The 17,384-nt window shown below is 74.4% G+C and carries 15 protein-coding genes; 6 read left to right on the top strand and 9 right to left on the bottom strand.

Annotation, left to right across the window (positions count from 1 at the left end; translation table 11 throughout):
* Positions 1–23 precede the first annotated feature (23 nt).
* Entirely contained in the window at positions 24–1,832 is a 1,809-nt protein-coding gene (locus ADL05_RS18240; protein WP_156365906.1) for an IucA/IucC family siderophore biosynthesis protein, read from the top strand.
* On the top strand, positions 1,829–3,256 hold the full coding sequence (locus tag ADL05_RS18235) for a glutamine synthetase family protein (RefSeq protein WP_082376536.1): 1,428 nt from the start codon (positions 1,829–1,831) through the stop codon (positions 3,254–3,256). The genes ADL05_RS18240 and ADL05_RS18235 overlap by 4 nt, the downstream gene beginning before the upstream one ends.
* 125 nt (positions 3,257–3,381) lie before the next feature.
* On the opposite strand, the gene ADL05_RS18230 is transcribed toward ADL05_RS18235, so the two are convergent.
* The 6 genes from ADL05_RS18230 to menB all read right to left on the bottom strand — a co-directional run bounded on the left by ADL05_RS18230 (position 3,382) and on the right by menB (position 10,729).
* On the bottom strand, positions 3,382–4,575 hold the full coding sequence (locus ADL05_RS18230) for a glycerate kinase (protein WP_053618192.1): 1,194 nt from the start codon (positions 4,573–4,575) through the stop codon (positions 3,382–3,384).
* Positions 4,576–4,646: 71 nt separating this feature from the next.
* Complete coding sequence (locus tag ADL05_RS18225; protein ID WP_053618191.1) at positions 4,647–5,744, bottom strand: sugar diacid recognition domain-containing protein; 1,098 nt, start codon at positions 5,742–5,744, stop codon at positions 4,647–4,649.
* Between the two features lie 116 nt (positions 5,745–5,860).
* Positions 5,861–6,688 (bottom strand): cupin domain-containing protein, encoded by an 828-nt coding sequence (locus ADL05_RS18220; RefSeq protein ID WP_053618190.1) that lies wholly within the window; start codon positions 6,686–6,688, stop codon positions 5,861–5,863.
* Between the two features lie 113 nt (positions 6,689–6,801).
* Complete coding sequence (gene menD, locus ADL05_RS18215; RefSeq protein ID WP_053618189.1) at positions 6,802–8,577, bottom strand: 2-succinyl-5-enolpyruvyl-6-hydroxy-3-cyclohexene-1-carboxylic-acid synthase; 1,776 nt, start codon at positions 8,575–8,577, stop codon at positions 6,802–6,804.
* Positions 8,578–8,909: 332 nt separating this feature from the next.
* The gene (locus ADL05_RS18210) at positions 8,910–9,893 is read right to left on the bottom strand and encodes an o-succinylbenzoate synthase (protein ID WP_053618188.1); all 984 of its coding nucleotides are present in this window, start codon (positions 9,891–9,893) and stop codon (positions 8,910–8,912) included.
* Positions 9,890–10,729: a 1,4-dihydroxy-2-naphthoyl-CoA synthase gene (gene menB / locus ADL05_RS18205; RefSeq protein ID WP_053618187.1), complete on the bottom strand. Its 840-nt coding sequence runs from the start codon at positions 10,727–10,729 to the stop codon at positions 9,890–9,892. Before menB ends, ADL05_RS18210 begins: the two co-directional genes overlap by 4 nt.
* A 170-nt stretch (positions 10,730–10,899) precedes the next feature.
* Here menB and ADL05_RS18200 point away from each other — a divergent pair, with 170 nt between their 5' ends.
* From ADL05_RS18200 to ADL05_RS18190, 3 genes are all read left to right on the top strand, one after another.
* A complete protein-coding gene (locus ADL05_RS18200) occupies positions 10,900–12,162 on the top strand; it encodes an AMP-binding protein (RefSeq protein WP_369800961.1) in 1,263 nt (420 codons plus the stop codon).
* A gap of 598 nt (positions 12,163–12,760) precedes the next feature.
* Positions 12,761–14,164, top strand: a complete 1,404-nt coding sequence (locus ADL05_RS18195) for an RNA polymerase sigma factor (RefSeq protein ID WP_053618185.1) — start codon at positions 12,761–12,763, stop codon at positions 14,162–14,164.
* A 168-nt stretch (positions 14,165–14,332) separates the two neighbouring features.
* The gene (locus ADL05_RS18190; RefSeq protein WP_053618184.1) at positions 14,333–14,689 is read left to right on the top strand and encodes a hypothetical protein; all 357 of its coding nucleotides are present in this window, start codon (positions 14,333–14,335) and stop codon (positions 14,687–14,689) included.
* 157 nt (positions 14,690–14,846) lie between these two features.
* On the opposite strand, the gene ADL05_RS18185 is transcribed toward ADL05_RS18190, so the two are convergent.
* From ADL05_RS18185 to ADL05_RS18175, 3 genes are all read right to left on the bottom strand, one after another.
* Positions 14,847–15,236: a hypothetical protein gene (locus tag ADL05_RS18185; protein ID WP_053618183.1), complete on the bottom strand. Its 390-nt coding sequence runs from the start codon at positions 15,234–15,236 to the stop codon at positions 14,847–14,849.
* 224 nt (positions 15,237–15,460) lie between these two features.
* Complete coding sequence (locus tag ADL05_RS18180; RefSeq protein ID WP_053618182.1) at positions 15,461–15,823, bottom strand: GntR family transcriptional regulator; 363 nt, start codon at positions 15,821–15,823, stop codon at positions 15,461–15,463.
* 224 nt (positions 15,824–16,047) lie between these two features.
* Positions 16,048–16,434 carry a hypothetical protein gene (locus ADL05_RS18175; protein ID WP_053618181.1) on the bottom strand — a complete coding sequence of 129 codons (387 nt, stop codon included), beginning with the start codon at positions 16,432–16,434 and terminating at the stop codon, positions 16,048–16,050.
* Between the two features lie 146 nt (positions 16,435–16,580).
* Here ADL05_RS18175 and ADL05_RS18170 point away from each other — a divergent pair, with 146 nt between their 5' ends.
* Positions 16,581–17,198 (top strand): TetR/AcrR family transcriptional regulator, encoded by a 618-nt coding sequence (locus ADL05_RS18170; RefSeq protein WP_053618180.1) that lies wholly within the window; start codon positions 16,581–16,583, stop codon positions 17,196–17,198.
* The last annotated feature ends 186 nt before the right edge of the window (positions 17,199–17,384 follow it).

The raw sequence follows: 17,384 nt of genomic DNA, 5'->3' as shown, positions 1-17,384 counted from the left end.
ACCTTTCCCCGGAGACACCACCGATGCCCACCACCGTCCCCTCCGAGCTCACCGCCGAGCACTTCGGCCGCGCCGGCGAGCGCCTGGCCGCCAAGATGCTGGCCGAGCTGTGCTTCGAGTACGCGCTGCGCCCCGTCCCCGACGGCCCGGGGACCTGGCGGGCCACCGTCGCCCCCGGCGCCGCCTACCTCTTCGAGGGCCGCCGCACCACCATGGACGGATGGCTCGTCCGCCCGGGCACCGCCCTGCGCGAGGCCGCCGACGGCTCGACCGCCCCCGCCACGCCCTTCGCGCTCCTGCGCGACCTGGGCGCGGCCGGACTCATCGACCCGGCCGTGGAGGCCTTCACCGTCGGGGAGCTGATGGCCACGCTCAGCGCCGACTGCCGCCTGGCCCAGACCCGCACCGGCGCCGCCGAGCTGGCCGAGCTCCCCCACGCCGAGCTGGAGGGCCACCAGAGCGGGCACCCCTGGATCTTCGCCAACAAGGGCCGGGTCGGCTTCTCCGCCCGCGACCGCGCGCAGTTCCCGCCCGAGGCCCGCCGTCCCCTGCGCCTGCCCTGGATCGCCGTGCACCGGTCCCTGGCCGAGCACCACGGCGTCCCCGGCCTGGACCAGGACGCCCTGATCGCCCAGGAGCTGGACTCCTCCACCGCGGACGGGTTCGCCGCACGACTGGACGCGGGCCGCCCGCAGGGCACGCCCGCCGAGGAGTACGTGTGGCTGCCGGTCCACCCCTGGCAGTGGGACGAGGTGGTCGTGCCGCTGTTCGCCGCCGAACTCGCCGCCGGGCTCATCGTCCCACTGGGTGAGGCCGACGACGACTACCTGCCCCAGCAGTCCATCCGCACGTTCACCAACCTCTCCCGGCCCGACCGGCACAACGTCAAGGTGTCGCTGGCCATCCTCAACACCATGGTCTACCGGGGCATCCCCACCGAACTGTGCCGGGCCGCGCCCGCCAGCACCCAGTGGGTGCGCGCCCTGCACGCGGGCGACGCGTTCCTGTCCGAGCGGTGCCGGGTCATCCTGCCCGGCGAGGTCGCCGCGGTGGCCGTGCGCCACCCCGTCCTGGAGGACATCCCCGACGCGCCCTACCGGCACCGGCAACTGCTGGGCGCGCTGTGGCGCGAACCCGTCACCGCCCGATTGGACGAGGGCGAGCGCGCCCGTACCCTGGCCGCGCTGCTGCACGTGGACGGGCAGGGCACGGCCTTCACCGCCGAACTGGTCCGGCGCTCCGGGCTGGAGGCCGAGGAGTGGCTGCGCGCGCTCTTCGCCGCGATCCTGCCGCCCGTCCTGCACCTGCTCTACCGCTACGGCCTGGCGTTCAACCCGCACGGCGAGAACGCCATCGTCGTCTTCGACGGCAGCGACCGGCCCGCCCGCCTGGCGGTCAAGGACTTCGTCGACGACATGAAGCTGCTGGACACCGACCTGCCCGAGTACGAGACCCTGCCCCGCGAGGCGCTGGGCGTGCTGATGCGCTTCGACGCCGCCGAGTTGACCTCCTCGGTCGCCAAGTCCCTGTTCGTCGGGCACTTCCGGTACCTGGCCCCGCTGGTCCAGGACCACCTGGGCGTGGCCGAGGAGCGCTTCTGGGAGCTGGTGCGCCAGGAGGTGCTGCGCTACCAGGAGGAGTTCCCGGAGCTGGCCGAGCGCTTCGCGACCTTCGACCTGCTCGCCCCCGAGTTCGAGCGGGTGTGCCTGAACCGGGAGCGGCTGCTGGGCGGCGGCTACCACGACCGCGCCGAACGCGACGCCGAGTTCCACCTGGACGCGCCCGCGATCCCCAACCCGCTGCACCGAACCGCCGAGGAGGCCGCCGCGTGAGTGAGCTGATCGGTGACGGACTGCCGCCGCTGTCCGAGACCCTGCCGCCCTCCCCTCCTCCGCCGCCCTTCCCCGTCCCCCTGGACCGGTTGGCCGCCGACGCCGCCGCCGGGGCGATCACCGACGTGATCGTCGCCCTGCCCGACCTGCAGGGGCGGGTCCAGGGCAGCAGGGTACGCCCGGACGACTTCACCGGCCGGATCGTGCGGGACGGCTTCGGGGCCTGCCTGTACCTGCTGGCCACCGACGTGGAGATGGAGGCGCGCCCGGGGTACGCGACCGACCCGTGGGGCGGCGGCCTGGGCGACTTCGCCATCAGGCCCGACGTGTCCACCCTGCGGTACCTGCCCTGGGACCCGGGGACGGCACTGGTCCTGGGGGACGCGCACGGCGCCGACGGGGCACCCGTGGCCGTCGCTCCCCGCCAGGTGCTCCGGGCCCAGTTGGACCGGCTCGCCGAGCGCGGATGGCGGGCCCTGGCCGGGACCGAGCTGGAGTTCCTGGTCTTCCGGGACTCCTACCAGGACGCGTTCGAGTCCGGCTACCGCGGGCTGAGGGCCGCCACCCGGTTCAACTCCGACTACGCGGTGCCGGAGGTGACCGAGATCGACCCGCTCATGCGGCGCATCCGCACCGCGATGGAGCGCACCGGCATGACGGTGGAGTCGGCGCGCGGGGAGTGCCACCCGGGCCAGTACGAGATCGTGTTCCGCTACGACGAGGCGCTGCGCGCCTGCGACAACCACGTCGTGTACAAGGCGGGGGCCCGCGCGCTGGCGGCCCAGGCCGGCGTGGCGCTGACCTTCATGGCCAAGTACGACGAGGGCGAGGGCAACTCCTGCCACGTGCACCTGTCGCTGCGCGACGAGGCCGGAGACCCGGTCTTCGCCGACGACGGGTCGGGCCGGTACGGGATGTCGAAGTACATGGAGCACTTCGTGGCCGGGCAGCTCGCCTGCATGCGCGACTTCGCGCTGATGTACGCCCCGAACGTGAACTCGTTCAAGCGGCTCTCCCCGCAGGCCTACGCGCCCAGCGGTATCGCCTGGGGGCTGGACAACCGGACCTGTCCGGTGCGGGTGGTGGGCTCGGGGGAGTCGGCCCGCATCGAGTTCCGGGTGCCGGGCGGCGACGCCAACCCCTACCTGGCGGTGGCGGCGATCGTGGCGGCGGGGCTGTACGGGATCGAGCAGGCGCTGCCGCTGCCCGAGCCGACCCGGGGCAACGCCTTCGCCCAGGACGCGCCCCGGCTGCCCGCCTCCCTGGAGGAGGCGGTGCTGGCGTGGGAGTCCAGCGAGACCGCCCGCGCCTGCTTCGGCCCGGACGTGGTCCGGCACTACGCGGCGGCGGGCCGCGCGGAGCTGGCGGCGTTCTCGGCGACGGTCACCGACTTCGAGCGCCGCCGCCACTTCGAGCGCGGTTGACGCACGCGCCGCCTCCCGACCGGTCCGCCCGGCGGGAGGCGGCGCGGACCAAGCGCCCATCCGGCCTCCCGCGGCCGCGCGGTGCGTTGCGGTGCGGGCAGGACCGCACGGTCCTGCCCGCGCTCCTACCCGCGCGGCAAGAGGCCGTGCGCGAGCAGGCGGCAGCTCGTGAACGCCGCCCACGTGATTCCGGGCAGGACCTCCTCGCGCAGCCGGTCCAGGGTCGCGGGCCCGCGCGCGATGGACAGGGCCGCGGTGATCCCCGCGGCCGCCAGCTCCTGGCGCGGGACCGACACGCTGCCGGCGATGACCACGACGGGGCGGTCGGCGGGGGTGAGCCTGCGCACGGCGTCGACCACCTTGCCCGCCATCGACTGGGTGTCGAAGGAGCCCTCCCCGGTGAGGACGAGGTCGGCCCGGGACAGCAGTTCCTCGGCGCCCAGCACGTCGGCGACCATCCGCGAACCGGGCACCAGCTCGGCGCCCAGCAGCGCCGCCAGCGGCGCGGGCAGCCCTCCGGCGGCACCGGCCCCCGGCAGGGCGCGCACGTCGGTCCCGCTCACCTCGGCGAGCACGTCGGCCAGGCGGCCCAGCCCGGCGTCGAGCACGCGCACGTCCTCGGGACCGGCGCCCTTCTGGGGCCCGAACACGGCCGCCGCGCCCCGTTCGCCGACCAGCGGGTTGGTGACGTCGCAGGCGATCCGCCAGCGCACCGAGCGGGCGCGCGGGTCCAGGCCCGACAGGTCCAGGCGGTCCAGTCCGGTGAGGCCGCCGCCCCCGTCGGGGAGTTCGGACCCGTCCGATGCCAGGAACCGTGCACCCAGCGCCGAGAGCAGCCCGGTGCCGCCGTCGGTGGTGGCCGATCCGCCGATGCACAGCAGGATCTCCGCCACGCCCGCGTCGAGCAGGGCCCCCACCAGCGGCCCCAGCCCGCGGGTGCTCGCGGTCAGCGGACGCAGCGGCACGTCGTTGACCAGGGGCAGCCCGTTGGCCTCCGCGGCCTCGATGACACCGGTCCGCCCGTCGGGGGACAGCCCGTAGCGGGCGCGCACGGGCCGGCCGAGCGCGTCGGTGGTCTCCGCGGTGCGCGCGTCGGTGCCCCAGGCGCCGAGCAGCGCGTCCAGCGTGCCCTCGCCGCCGTCCGCGAACGGCAGGACGTCGATGTCGGCCTCCATACCGAGGCCGGTGAAGGCCTCCCGGGCCCCCCGCGCCATCGCGCCCGCCACCTCCACGGCGTGGGCGCTGCCCTTGAAGGAGTCCGGGACGACGGCGACGCGGACGCGGGGCGCGTCGTCGGTGGTGTGCGGTGCGTGCGACATGCAGCCGATCCTAGACAGGGCCGGGCGTGCGTTTCGACGGTGATCCGCCCAGGGTTCCTGGGATTTCCCGCTTACTCCATGTGCGAACCGCCCAGTGCGTCGCGGGCGTACATCGCCATCTGGAGGGTGGTCAGGTGGTCGGGGCGGCGCGCGTCCAGCCCGGTCACCGCCCGGATCCGCTCGACCCGCTGGAGCAGGGTGTTGCGGTGGACGTAGAGCGCGTCGGCCGCCGCCTGCATGGAGGTCGTCGAGGCCACGGCGAGGACCGTGCGCCGCTGCGCCCCGTTGAGGAGCACGACGCGACCGGCCAGGCGGGCGAGGCTGCGGGCGGGCAGGTGGGCCACGGCCACGGCGATCGCCCGCGACCACGGCCCCGGGGCCGCCAGGGCGGGGATCAGCCCGGCGTACCGGCACAGCGCCCGCGACTCCTCCGCGTGGGCGAGCAGGACGTCGACCTCGCCGGTGGGCTCGGTCCGGGTGTGGCGGCCCTCCTCGGGCAGCCCCAGCGCGCCGGGCGCGGGCGCGTCACCGGTCCCCACCGTCCACAGGGCGCCGTGCAGCACCGCCGCGCGGTGGCCGGCCTCGGCGTTGATCCGCGCCACGGCCGCCTCGGAGGGGTCCGGCGGGGCGGCCGAGCCGTCCGGGCGCGGCTCGGCGGCCGTCCACAGGGCCAGCGACCAGGGCGGCGCCAGTCCGGCGGCGGCCAGCCGGGCCCGGGCGGCCCCGGGTTCGGCGGTACCGGAGCCCAGGGCCGCGATAAGGTCGCGCGCCTCGGTGTGGCGCCGGGTGGCCGTGTCCTGGTCGCGGCTCTGGGCGACCAGCAGCTGGACGGTCAGCGCCAGGACCCGCGCCAGAGGCGCGACCTCGTGCGGGTCTCCCGTGACGCCGACCACCCCGCACAGCTCGCCGTCGATGACCAGGGGTTCGTTGGCGCCGGGCCGGTCGGAGCTCTCCCGCCCGTGGGAGGTGACGAGCACGCCGCGCCCCTCGGCGATCACCCGCTGGGCGCCCCTGTGCAGGGTGCCGATACGAGCGGGGTCCAGGCAGGCGATGATCGTGCCGTGCTCGTCCATCACGTTGATGTTGTGGCTGATCGTCGGGGCGATGAGGTCGACCACGCGCTGGGCGATCTCACCGCTCAGCGGGGCCCGACGCGGGTGCTCGGCCATGGGCCCCAGGATAGGCCCGCGCACCCGCGCCCCTCCGACGGGCCGCCGTCCGGGCACGTCGCACCCCACGGGCGGACGGCCAGGCCGATCCGGGCGCCACGGCCGTGGGACCGCGCTCACAGCCTCCGGGGAAAGCGCAGAGTACCGCCCTCGTCGGCGACCTCCACGTCGGCGAAGTCGAACGCCGGGGAGGTCACACAGGTCGACAGGTTCTCCTCACCCGTCAGCAGGCGGGAGCTCTGCCAGGTGTTCGCCGGGACCAGGACCTGCAGGTGCTGGCCCGCCTCGATGTGCGGCCCCAGGGTGAAGCGCCGCTCGACCTCCGGCTCGGTCCCCGTGCCCCCGAGCTCGATGAGCACCGGGCCGCCGCGGTCGAAGGACCACAGCTGGGCCGAGCGCAGCCGGTGCCACCGGCACCGGTCGCCCCGGTTGAGCAGGAACTGCAGGCCCGAGGCGGTCTCACGCGGACCGTCGTAGCCCTCCGGGTGCACGGTCACACCGCTGCGCCAGGTGACCTTGAACCATCCGCCCTCGGGGTGCGGGAACAGGTCGAGCGCCTCGGCCGTGGGGCCGCGCTGGTCAACCGCGGTGAACACCCCCGGCGGCTCACGGCGCAGGTAGCGCACACCCACCACGGCCTCCCTCGGGATCGGCCCGTAGATGTGAGGGAAGAGCACCGACTCGTCCACGCCCTCCAGCACGCTCTGCCCCGGGGAGGACGCCGCCGGCTCCCAGCGCACCTCCTGGCCCAGGCGCACGGTGTCCACCACGAGTACGCAGTACGGCTCGGTCGCCTTGCTGTAGAGCGAGTTGGCCACCGCCAGCACCGTGTGCTCGTTCGGCGAGGCGTGCACGAACCCGTGGGTGTGCAGGCTGTCGGGCTCCAGGTCCCCCGAACCGGTCCGCCAACGGGCGAGCTCCGTCATGTGCAGCACGTAGTTCACGAGCGCTCACCTCACTGCGTGTGCACCATGGGACGCGGCGACCGCGCCGGTCCCCTTGGCCACGTCCTTCCCCTGGTCGGGGCGCCGCAATCCGCGCGGTCAGGTGGGCGCGCTCACAGCGCGCCCTCGACCGCCTCGTCCACCGAGGCCTGGACCCGGCGGCGGAGCACGGCGCTGTCGACGCGCGTGGTCTGCACCTCGATCACCCGCAGCCCCTCCCCCAACAGGGCCTTGGGCAGGTCCGTCGCCCACTCCAGGCGCGTGTAGGGCAGGTCCGCGACCGCGGCCACCCGCTCCATCGAGACCCCGTGCGGTGTACCGAAGACCCGCTCGAAATCGGGATGGCCCGCCTGCTCCAGACCGGAGAAGATCCCGCCGCCGTCGTTGTTGACCACGACCACGGCCAGGTCGGGACGCGGTTCCCCCGGCCCGATCACCAACCCGTTCTGATCGTGCAGCATCGCCAGGTCGCCCAGCAGCGCGTAGGCCTGGCCGTCGGCCCCCTCCGCCTGGTGCGCCAGCGCGGCACCGATCGCGGTGGAGACCGTGCCGTCGATCCCGCTCACGCCGCGGTTGCCCACCAGGCGCACGCCGCACCGCGCCCGCATGGCCGCGTCCAGGTCGCGGATGGGCATGCTGGACCCGGCGAACAGCAGCGACCCGGCCGACAGGTGCGCGACCAGGTCGCGGGCGAGCCGCATCTCGCTGAGCGCCTCGTCGGCGTCCAGGACCGTGTCCACGGCCGCGCGCGCCGCGGCCTCCGCACGCCACCACACGCGCGACCAGTCCGTCCGCGCGGAGGCGGGGTACTGCGCCGAAGGCGCCAGCCGAGGGTCGTGGTGGTCGACGGGCGGGACCGGGTCCAGGCCCTCCGGGGCGGCCACCGCGGCCACCACGTCGGTGGCGGTGCGCGCCGGGTCGGAGAAGGCGTTGGCCAGCGCGGCACCGGGGTCGCCGATCGACCCGGCGGTCACGACCACGTGGCGCTCGGCGCGCCGCAGGTAGGCCAGGATCTGCCGGGACAGGTTGGGCCGCCCCACGCTCACCACCAGCTCCGGGGCCGGCCCGGCGGCGAAGCGCGGCGAGGCCAGCAGCTGCCGGTAGGTGGAGATCGCTCCCGCCCGGCGGGCGTTGGAGGTGGGCTCGGCCAGCAGCGGCCACCCGGTGAGCTCGGCCAGGGCCAGGAACGGCACGGGGTCGTAGTCCCCGTCACCGCACACGATGACGCCGCGCTCGACGTCGGGCAGGGTGAACGGCGCGGGCTCGGCGCGCGGCCCGGGGCGGCCGATCCACGGGCGGCCCAGGTCGCGGCCCTCCAGCGGCTCGGTCCAGGCCGGGGCACCGCTACCGGGCTCGTCGGGGGTCAGGGGGTCGCGGAAGGCCACGTTCAGGTGCACCGGACCGGGGCGCCCGCCCACGGCCGCGGCCCAGGCACGACACGACAGCGAACGCCAGTAGGCGACCATCCCCGGCGACGGGTCGGGGGTGCCGACCTCGGCGAACATGCGCACCGCACCGCCGTACAGGCCGATCTGGTCCACCGTCTGGTTCGCGCCGGTCCCCCGCAGCTCCGGCGGGCGGTCGGCGGTCAGCACCAGCAGTGGGACCCCGCTCTCGCTCGCCTCCATCACCGCGGGATGGAAGTTCGCGGCGGCCGTACCGGACGTGCACACCACCGCCACCGGGCGCCGGGAGACGCGGGCCAGGCCCAGCGCGAGGAACGACGCCGAGCGCTCGTCCACGCGCACGTGCACCCGCACCTCGGGGTGGGCGACCAGGGCCAGAGCGAGGGGCGTCGAGCGCGACCCCGGCGAGACCACGGCCTCGGACAGCCCACAGCGGGCCAGTTCGTCGACGAGGACCCGCGCCAGGGCGGTTGACGGATTCATGTACACGCTTTCATTCGTCGTGGTGTCCACCAAGTATCGCCGCGCGGGGGCGGCCCCGCGCACGGGCCCCGCTCCGGCGGCGGCGTCCCCGACCGCTGCCCGCGACCGGCCGGCGGGGCCGCGCTCGCACCACCCCTCCGCGGCGGGGGCCGACCGTGCCGCCGGTATCGGTACGGCCAAGACCACTCCGCGGACGCGTCACGATCCCACCACCTACCAGTCAACCCGCTCACGCCGCCGCTGGCGAGCATCCGCAGATGTCGGTCCGCGCACACCCGGGCGTGTCCGGTGCCTCCGTTCGAAAGCCTGCCCAGCGGCCCCCGGGGGCCGCCTCACTCCGGGTCGGAGCGCTCCCGCCCCGCGTCACGGGCCTTCTCCGCCCGTGCCCGCCAGGCGGCGGCATCGATCTCGACCTCGCGCAGACGCTCCTCGTCGACCTCCACCGCCCGAACCGGCAGAGACCCGTCCAGGGGCAGCAGCGGGTCCGCGGTGACGTCGGCGGTGAGCATCTGCGCGGTCGCCAGACCGCACGCGTAGGGCAGTTCCGGCAGGGCCGCGGCCAGCGCCACGCCCGCCGCCAGCCCGACCGAGGACTCCACCGCGCTGGAGACCACCACCGGGAGCCCGCAGGCCTCGGCCACGCGCAGGGCGGCGCGCACCCCGCCCAGCGGCTGGACCTTGAGGACCACGATGTCGGCGGCACCGGCCGCGCGCACCTTCAGCGGGTCCTCCGCCTTGCGGATCGACTCGTCGGCGGCCACCGGCACGTCGACGCGGCGCCGGACCAGCGCCAGGTCGTCCAGGCTCGCGCACGGCTGCTCGACGTACTCCAGACCGAACCGGTCCAGCGCGCGCACCATCCGCACCGCGGTCTCGGCGTCCCAGCCGCCGTTGGCGTCCACGCGCACCCGGCCCGCGGGCCCCAGGGCGTGGCGCACGGCCTCCACCCGGGCGATGTCCTCACCCGGGTCCTGGCCGCGTTCGGCGACCTTCACCTTCGCGGTCGCGCACCCGCCGGCGGCCACGATCTCCGCGGCCCGCTCCGGGCCGACCGCGGGCACGGTGACGTTGACCGGCACACGGTCGCGCACCGGCGCCGGCCAGCCCTGGTGGGCCGCCTCCAGGCAGGCCGCCCACCAGCGCGAGGACTCGCGCGGACCGTACTCGGCGAACGGGGAGAACTCGCCCCACCCGGCCGGACCGCGCACCAGCAGGCCCTCGCGCACGGTGATGCCGCGGAACCGGTTGCGCAGGCCCAGGGCGAAGGCACGGGCCCCGGCGGGTGCCCCCGCCGGGGCGGCGGCCGGGGAGGTCACGGGCGGCGCGGGAACTTGTCGAACTCCGGACGGCGCTTCTCCTTGAAGGCGTCCCGCCCCTCCTGGGCCTCCTCGCTCATGTAGTAGAGCATCGTGGCGTCACCGGCGAACTGCTGCATCCCGGCGGCGCCGTCGCTGACGGCGTTGATGGCGCCCTTGAGCATGCGCAGGGCCAGCGGGGACTTCTCCAGGAGCTCACGCGCCCACTGGACGGTCTCCTTCTCCAGGTCGGCCAGCGGCACGACCGTGTTGACCATGCCCATCTCCCGCGCCTCCTCGGCGCTGTACTGGCGGCACAGGTACCAGATCTCGCGGGCCTTCTTCAGGCCCACGGTCTCGGCCAGCAGCCAGGAGCCGTAGCCGCCGTCGAAGGAGCCGACCTTGGGACCGGTCTGCCCGAACTTGGCGTTGTCGGCGGCGATGGTCAGGTCGCAGCAGACCTGGAGCACGTTGCCGCCGCCGATGGACCACCCGGCGACCATGCAGATGACCGGCTTGGGCAGGCGGCGGATCTGCACCTGCAGGTCCAGCACGTTGAGGCGGCCGATGCCCTGCTTGGCGACGGCGTCGTCACCGATGTAGCCGTCGTCGCCGCGGATCTTCTGGTCGCCGCCCGAGCAGAAGGCCTGGTCGCCGGCACCGGTGAAGATGATCACGCCGACCTCGGAGTCGTCGCGGGCGATGTTGAACGCCTGCTGGAGCTCGAACAAGGTCTGCGGCCGGAAGGCGTTGTGCCGCTCCGGGCGGTTGATCGTGATCTTGGCGATGCCCTCCGCGGTCTCGTAGATGATGTCGGAATACTCGCCCGACCGCTGCCAGTCGATCACGCTGCTCACGGTTTCTGCTTCTCCTCACGAAAACACTTGGGGACGGCACGGGCGTGGCCGCGAGGGCCGCGTCCGAGCGTCGACCCTACGCATTCTGCCAGGCGGGGTGGCCGCGCTCGGCACACCCCCGCCCCCACGGCCGAGCACGCGCGCGCCCGGGGCGGCATACCCTGTCCTGCGTGGCACGTGTGACAGCAGCAGACGCGGTGGAAGCCCCGGAACGGGCGCCCGGCTCCGGCCCGGGACGGCCCCTCCAGGCGCTCGTGGGCCTGGCGCCCGAGGAGATCGGCCGCCGTGTGGCGTCCGCCCTGGCCGGTGAGGGCCCCGCGCTGCTGCCCGTCCCCGCCGGCACGCCCCAGGCGCGGGTGGAGGGCCTGCTCGCCGCGATGCGCCCGGACTCGGTACGCACGCCCAAGGGCGTGACGGCCCTGGCGGACGGCGTGCCCGCGCGCGCCGACACCGCTCTGGTCATCACCACCTCCGGTTCCACCGGCGTACCCAAGGGGGTGGAGCTGTCCGCCTCGGCCCTGCGCGCCTCCGCGCTGGCCTCGGTGGCGCGGGTGGGCGCGGCGCCGGGCGAGCCGTGGCTGTGCGTGCTGCCAGCCGGACACGTCTCCGGCCTGCAGGTGGTCATCCGGGCCCTGGTCACCGGAACCGAGGCGGTGCACGCGGACTTCGACGCGCGGAACGTGGCGGAACTGGCGCGCGAGCTGCGTCCGCACGTGTCCCTGGTCCCCACCCAGCTGCGGCGGCTGCTCGCCGCCGGTGCCGACCTCTCCGACCTGGGCACGATCCTGCTCGGCGGGGCCGCGGCCGAACCCGACCTGTTGGAGCGGGCCCGATCGGCGGGGGCGCGGGTGGTGACCACCTACGGCATGAGCGAGACGTGCGGAGGTTGCGTCTACGACGGCCTCCCCCTGGACGGGGTGCGCGTGCGGCTGGAGTCGGAGGCGCCCGGGGAGCCGGGCCGGATCCTGGTGGCGGGCCCGGTGCTGTTGAGCGGCTACCGGATGCCGCCCGGTGTCGACGACCCCGGGGGGCTGGAGCGCGACGGCGACGGCCTCGCCTGGCTGCGCACCAACGACCTCGGGTGCTGGGAGGCCGACGGGCGGCTGTCGGTCCTGGGTCGGATGGACGACGTCGTCAACTCGGGCGGACACAAGGTGGTCCCGGGCCAGGTCAACGCGCTTCTCGCCCAGCACCCGGCGGTCGCCGAGTCCGCGGTCGTGGGCCGCGCGGACCCGGAGTGGGGCGAGCGGGTCAGCGCCGTGGTGGTCCCGGCCGACCCGCTGCGGCCGCCGTCGCTGGAGGAGCTGCGCGACTGGGTGCGCGAGCGGCTGCCCGCCTACGCGGCGCCGCGTGAACTGGAGGTGCGCGACCACCTGCCGCTGCTGGCCTCGGGCAAGCCGGACCTGGTCGCGCTGCGCACGCCCGTGGACTGAGGCGGGGAGGGAGCGAGGGGCGCTCCGCCGTTCGCGCGGCGCCGGGCGGCCGGTCGCGATCCCGGACGCGGGGGCGGGCACCACGCGAATCGGCGTTTACCGGTGCACTCCGTTCCCGTGGGACCCTGTCGACTACAGGCGTCGCGGTCACGTCCACCGGCACCGCCGGAATCCCGTGTGAGCTGGGGGCATCCCACCCCCGCGGCGATGTCGGACCACGGCCGCCCCGGGCCGTGTCCGGTAGGCGGGGAACTTCCGGAAGGTCCCCGACGTCTACTTGTGTATCCGGTCCTTCGGCCCCTCTTCACCAAGGAGGTCCGCAGTTGGCGACAGCCATCGGTCCACTCGCACCCGGCCCTGCGCCCTCCGCCGTGCCCGGTCTCCAGGACGCACCGCGCACGCGGTCGAGGATGGTGCCCTTTACCCGCTCGACTCCGTGTCCGGCCACTTCCCACACCGTGATGTACGCCACTCTCTCCGATATCCAATCGAGACAGGGAACATTTGACCTGGCGACACGTTGGACATATTGGCGCGTCCAGTCGGCGGGAACCCTCCGCCACGTGCCACACGTCTTGGAAGGGAGGGAGGTGCCCCGATGACGAGCACTGCCCTAGCCGCTTCGGTACCCGAATCCACCGGGACCGCTCCGCACCAGGAGGGCACCGCGGACGGCGCTCTGTCCGACCTTCTCGAACGCGGGCGCTCCCAGGGACACCTGTCACTCTCCGAACTACGTACCGCTTTCTCCGCGGCCGGAGTCACCTCTGCTGACGGCCGCTCCATCCTGCGTGAACTCACCGAGAACGGTGTCCGACTCGCCAACGGGGGCGAGGACTCCGTGCTGGTGGCCGATCCTGACGCCGAGGACGACGTGCTGGAAAACACTCTCATCGCGACGGTGCCCGAGACCGACGAGGCACCCAAGGCCGCAACCGGCAAGGTCGCGGCCCGTAAGGGCCCCTCCGCCTCCCGGAGGAAGACCCGCACCACGCGGCGCACCAAGAAGACCGAGACCTCCCAGACCGGCACCGACCCGGAGACCGGCGAGGTGGACCTGGACGACCAGTCCCCCGCCATGGGCGACTCGGTCCACACCTACCTCAAGGCCATCGGGCGGCGGCAGCTGCTCACGGCCGAGCAGGAGGTCGACCTCGCCAAGCGGGTCGAGGCCGGGCTCTACGCCGAGTACCGGCTGGGCCGGCACGGTGCCGTCGACGACTCCTTCGAGATGGCCGAGGCCGAGGTCGAGGAACTGGAGTGGGTGGCCGAGGACGGCCGCCTGGCCAAGTCCCACATGCTCGAGGCCAACCTGCGCCTGGTGGTCTCGGTCGCCAAGAAGTACAGCGACCGCGGCATGTCCCTGCTGGACGTGGTCCAGGAGGGCAACCTCGGGCTGATCCGCGCGGTGGAGAAGTTCGACTACTCCAAGGGCTTCAAGTTCTCGACCTACGCCATGTGGTGGATCCGCCAGGCCATCCAGCGCGGGTTCGCCGACTCCGCGCGCACCATCCGCCTGCCGGTGCACGTGCTGGAGCTGCTCAGCAAGGTGAGCCGCCTGGAACGCGACATGCACCAGGCGCTGGGCCGCGAGCCCACCCCCGAGGAGCTGGGCCTGGAGCTGGACAAGACACCGGCCCAGATCGAGGAGCTGCTGCGGGTCACCCGGCAGCCGATCAGCCTGGACTCCACCATCGGCGAGGACGGCGAGACCCGGATCGGCGACCTCATCGAGGACGTGGACGCCTCGGAGGCCTCCGAGGTGGTCGACCGCCAGCTCATGGCCGACCAGCTGCGCAACGCGCTCTCCGACCTGGAGCCGCGCGAGGCGACCATCATGTCCCTGCGCTTCGGCCTGATGGACGGCCGGCCGCGCACGCTCGACGAGATCGGCAAGCACCTGGGGCTGACCCGCGAGCGCATCCGTCAGCTGGAGAAGCAGTCGCTGTCCAAGCTGCGCCACCCCAGCCGCGCACAGCAGCTGCTGGACTTCGCCAGCTAGACGCGGCCGAGACGGCACGGGGCCGCCCCCACGGGGCGGCCCCGTCGTCGTGCGCCGGGGGCATCGCGCACCGCGGGAGCCCGGTCCGTGTCAGGGGAAACCCGGAGTTCTCCCTGGTATGGGCGCAGGACCCTCGCCGACCGCCGACGGCGGTGCGATGATGGCGCCATGACCTCATCTCCCTCATCCCGCCGCACGGACGAGGTCGCCGCAGCTCTGCGAGCCGGCCGCGAACTCGGTCCGGAGTACGACGACGCCGTGGCGGCCTCGCTCGTCGAACGCATCGACGACACCATCGAGGAGCGCGTGCGGCACCACCTCGCCCACACCGCCGCGCAGGCCGCTCCCGCCAAGGCGGGGATGCCCTCCAACACCGTGCGGTTCGTGCTGTCCCTGGTGTGCCTGGGCGTCAGCATCCCGCTCACGGCGATCACGGCCTCCCTGGTCGGCGGCGCGGCGGTGCCGCTCGTCTGGGCCGGACTCGTCCTCTTCTACATCATCTCCGTGATAGGGCTGCGCCGGTAGGCGTCCGTTGAGGGCGGTAGCCCGCCCCACCCGCAGCACTCTTGGGCGACGGGCGGGCCGCGCCGGTAGGCGTCCGTTGGGGACGGTAGCCCGCCCCACCCGCAGCACTCTTGGGCGACGGGCGGGCCGCGCCGTCGGACCGCACGAGCCCTGGAAGCTAGAGGAAGATGACGAACCCCAGCCACAGCAGGCCGATCAGGATCATCCCGAACACGGCGATGACGAAGAACGTCTGGGTGTTGCTGCGCCGCGGCCGGAACTCGCCGTCGCCCTGGTAGCTGAGCTCGTTGTGGTAGTGCCGGTGGTGCGCCCTGGCCCAGCGCCGCCGCGAGTCCTGCCGGTCGCGCGGGGACCCCGCTCCGCCCGAGGCCGCACCGGACCGGCCCTGGGACCCGCCGCCGGGCTGCCCCTGGGAACCTCCGGCCCGTCCCCGGGAATCACCCGTCCCCTTGGCCCCACCGGATCGGCCCTGGGAACCACCGGGGCGGCCCTGGGAACCACCGCCCCCTCCGCCCGTCGACCGTCCCGCACCGGATCCCTTGCCCATGGAGCGCCTCCTTCGACCCTTGGCGCCGCCAGGGGGACGGCGCCCCTACGACCCTAACGACCGGAACGCCGGTGTGGGCGGGCTCCCCGGGCTCCCGGCCGCATGCGGCCACCGCCGCGTGGCGGCATCGCGAGGGCCGGAAGGTTCCGCGGGCGGACGGCCGTGCTCCGGGGCGGCCGCGGCTCGCCCCGGGGGTGTCGTGTCGGGGGCGCCGGTGCGCCGGGTCACCGTCTGAGCGCGGCCCGCAGGATCTCGACGGCCTCGTCGTGGTCGAGCCCCACACGCGAGATCACCTCGGCGTAGGCGCGGGCGGCCTCCAGCGCCTCGGCGCGCTGGTCGTCACCGGTGGCGGCCACGAACGTGCCCGAGCGCCCGCGGGTCTCGACGACTCCGGCCTGTTCCAGTTCGCGGTAGGCGCGGGCCACGGTGTTCACCGCGACCGACAGTTCGCTCGCCAGCGCCCGGACCGTCGGCAGCCGGTAGCCGACCGGCAGGTCGCCGTTGGCCGCGGCGATCGCCACGTGCGTCCTGATCTGCTCGTAGGGCGGTACCTTCGACGTCGGATCCACGCGGATGAAATCCGCCATCTCCTACTGCGCTCCCCACAAAGTGGTCTGCCCCCGCGGTCGCGGGCGCCGTCTTCGACCGGATGCACCCCAACCTACCGTCCCCGCGGGGCCCGGCAGGGGTCGCGGTGTCCGAACCGGGCCGGGGCGTGATCGGGCCGGGTCGGGGCGTGATCGGGCCGGGTCGTGGCCACGACAGGGCCCGCCGCGCCGCCGGGCGCGGGCTCGGCGGGCCCGGACCGGTCTCAGACCATCCGCCGCGGCGTCCGCTCGATCCCGTGCAGGCGGTGGGCCTCACGGGCGGTGAGCAGCTGCTCGGCGTCCAGCGTCGCCGCGCGGACCTTCGGCCGGGCCGAGAGCTTGCGCCGGTAGATCCGGTCGGTGTACCCCTTGAGCCCCACCAGCACCCGCTCCTTGGCGTAGGCGGCACGCATCGCCTCGGTCAGGGCGGTGTCGAGGGCGAGTCCCAGGTTGCGCAGCTGCTCGTCGGAGGCGTCGTTCTCCTGGGCGGCGTGCAGGGCCTCCTCGGTATCGGCCACCGACCGCAGCAGCTCGGGCAGGCGCTCGGCCAGCTCCCGGTCCCGTTCCAGGCTCTCGCGCGCCTGTGTGATGCTCTGCTTGGCAAGTCCCATGTGTGCGCTCCAAACCCGCGTACCGTCGGTCGAGGCCACTTTAGGGGTGAGCAAGATCATCTGGCGACCCTGGCCGCGTCGCGGCCGCGGCCGCCGCGTGTGCGAGGTGCGGCGTCGACCGGCGCCCGGATTCCGAAGGGACGAGCGTGAGCAGGAACTACGCGGGGCTGAGCCGCGAGCGCATCATCATCGAGGCGTTGCACATCATCGCGGGTCGCGGCCTGGGCGGGCTGTCCATGCGCCGGTTGGGCGACGCCCTGGAGGTGGAGGCGATGGCGATCTACCACCACTTCCCCCTGGGCAAGGAGCAGCTGTTCAACGCCATCGCGGCCTACGTCACCTCCCCGGGCCCCGGGGCCGGTGCCCTGGACGATCCGGAGGCGCGGGAGTCCGAACAGGCCGCGGAGGACGGGGAGCCGGCCGGGGCGTCCGAGCCCGGCCCGTGGGACGCCCGGATCACCGCGTGGGCCGAGGCCTACCGCGCCCGGCTGCTGGAGTTCTCCGGTGCCCTGTCGCTCCTGGCGCACCGCGCGCCCCGCACACCCCACAGCCTCGCCACCCGGGCCCTCGTCGAGGGAGCCCTGGGCGAGGCGGGGCTGACCGGTCCCGACGTCGAACGCGCGGCGGACGCCCTGTACTCGTACTGTCTGGGCGCGGTGGTGCACCAGGTCCGCCACCAGCAGGAGGAGGACGCCCCGGACGCGGCCGAAGCCGACGCGCGCTTCCGCTACGGGCTGCGGGCCCTGCTGGCGGGCCTGGTGTGAGGCGGTAGGGGCGGGGCGCGTGCGCGCGGCGGCACCATGCCGCCGCGTGTCGCTCCGCGCCCGGTCAGGCCCCGTCGCGCGCCCGGGCGCGTTCGGCGCGGTGGCGGCGTGCCTCGTCCGGGTCCAGCAACGGCGCCGCCGTCAACAACTGACGCGTGTACTCACTACGCGGCGAGGTGTACACAC

Source organism: Nocardiopsis sp. NRRL B-16309, assembly GCF_001279585.1.
Lineage (GTDB): Bacteria > Actinomycetota > Actinomycetes > Streptosporangiales > Streptosporangiaceae > Nocardiopsis.
This window is presented reverse-complemented; position numbering and strand designations above follow the sequence as displayed.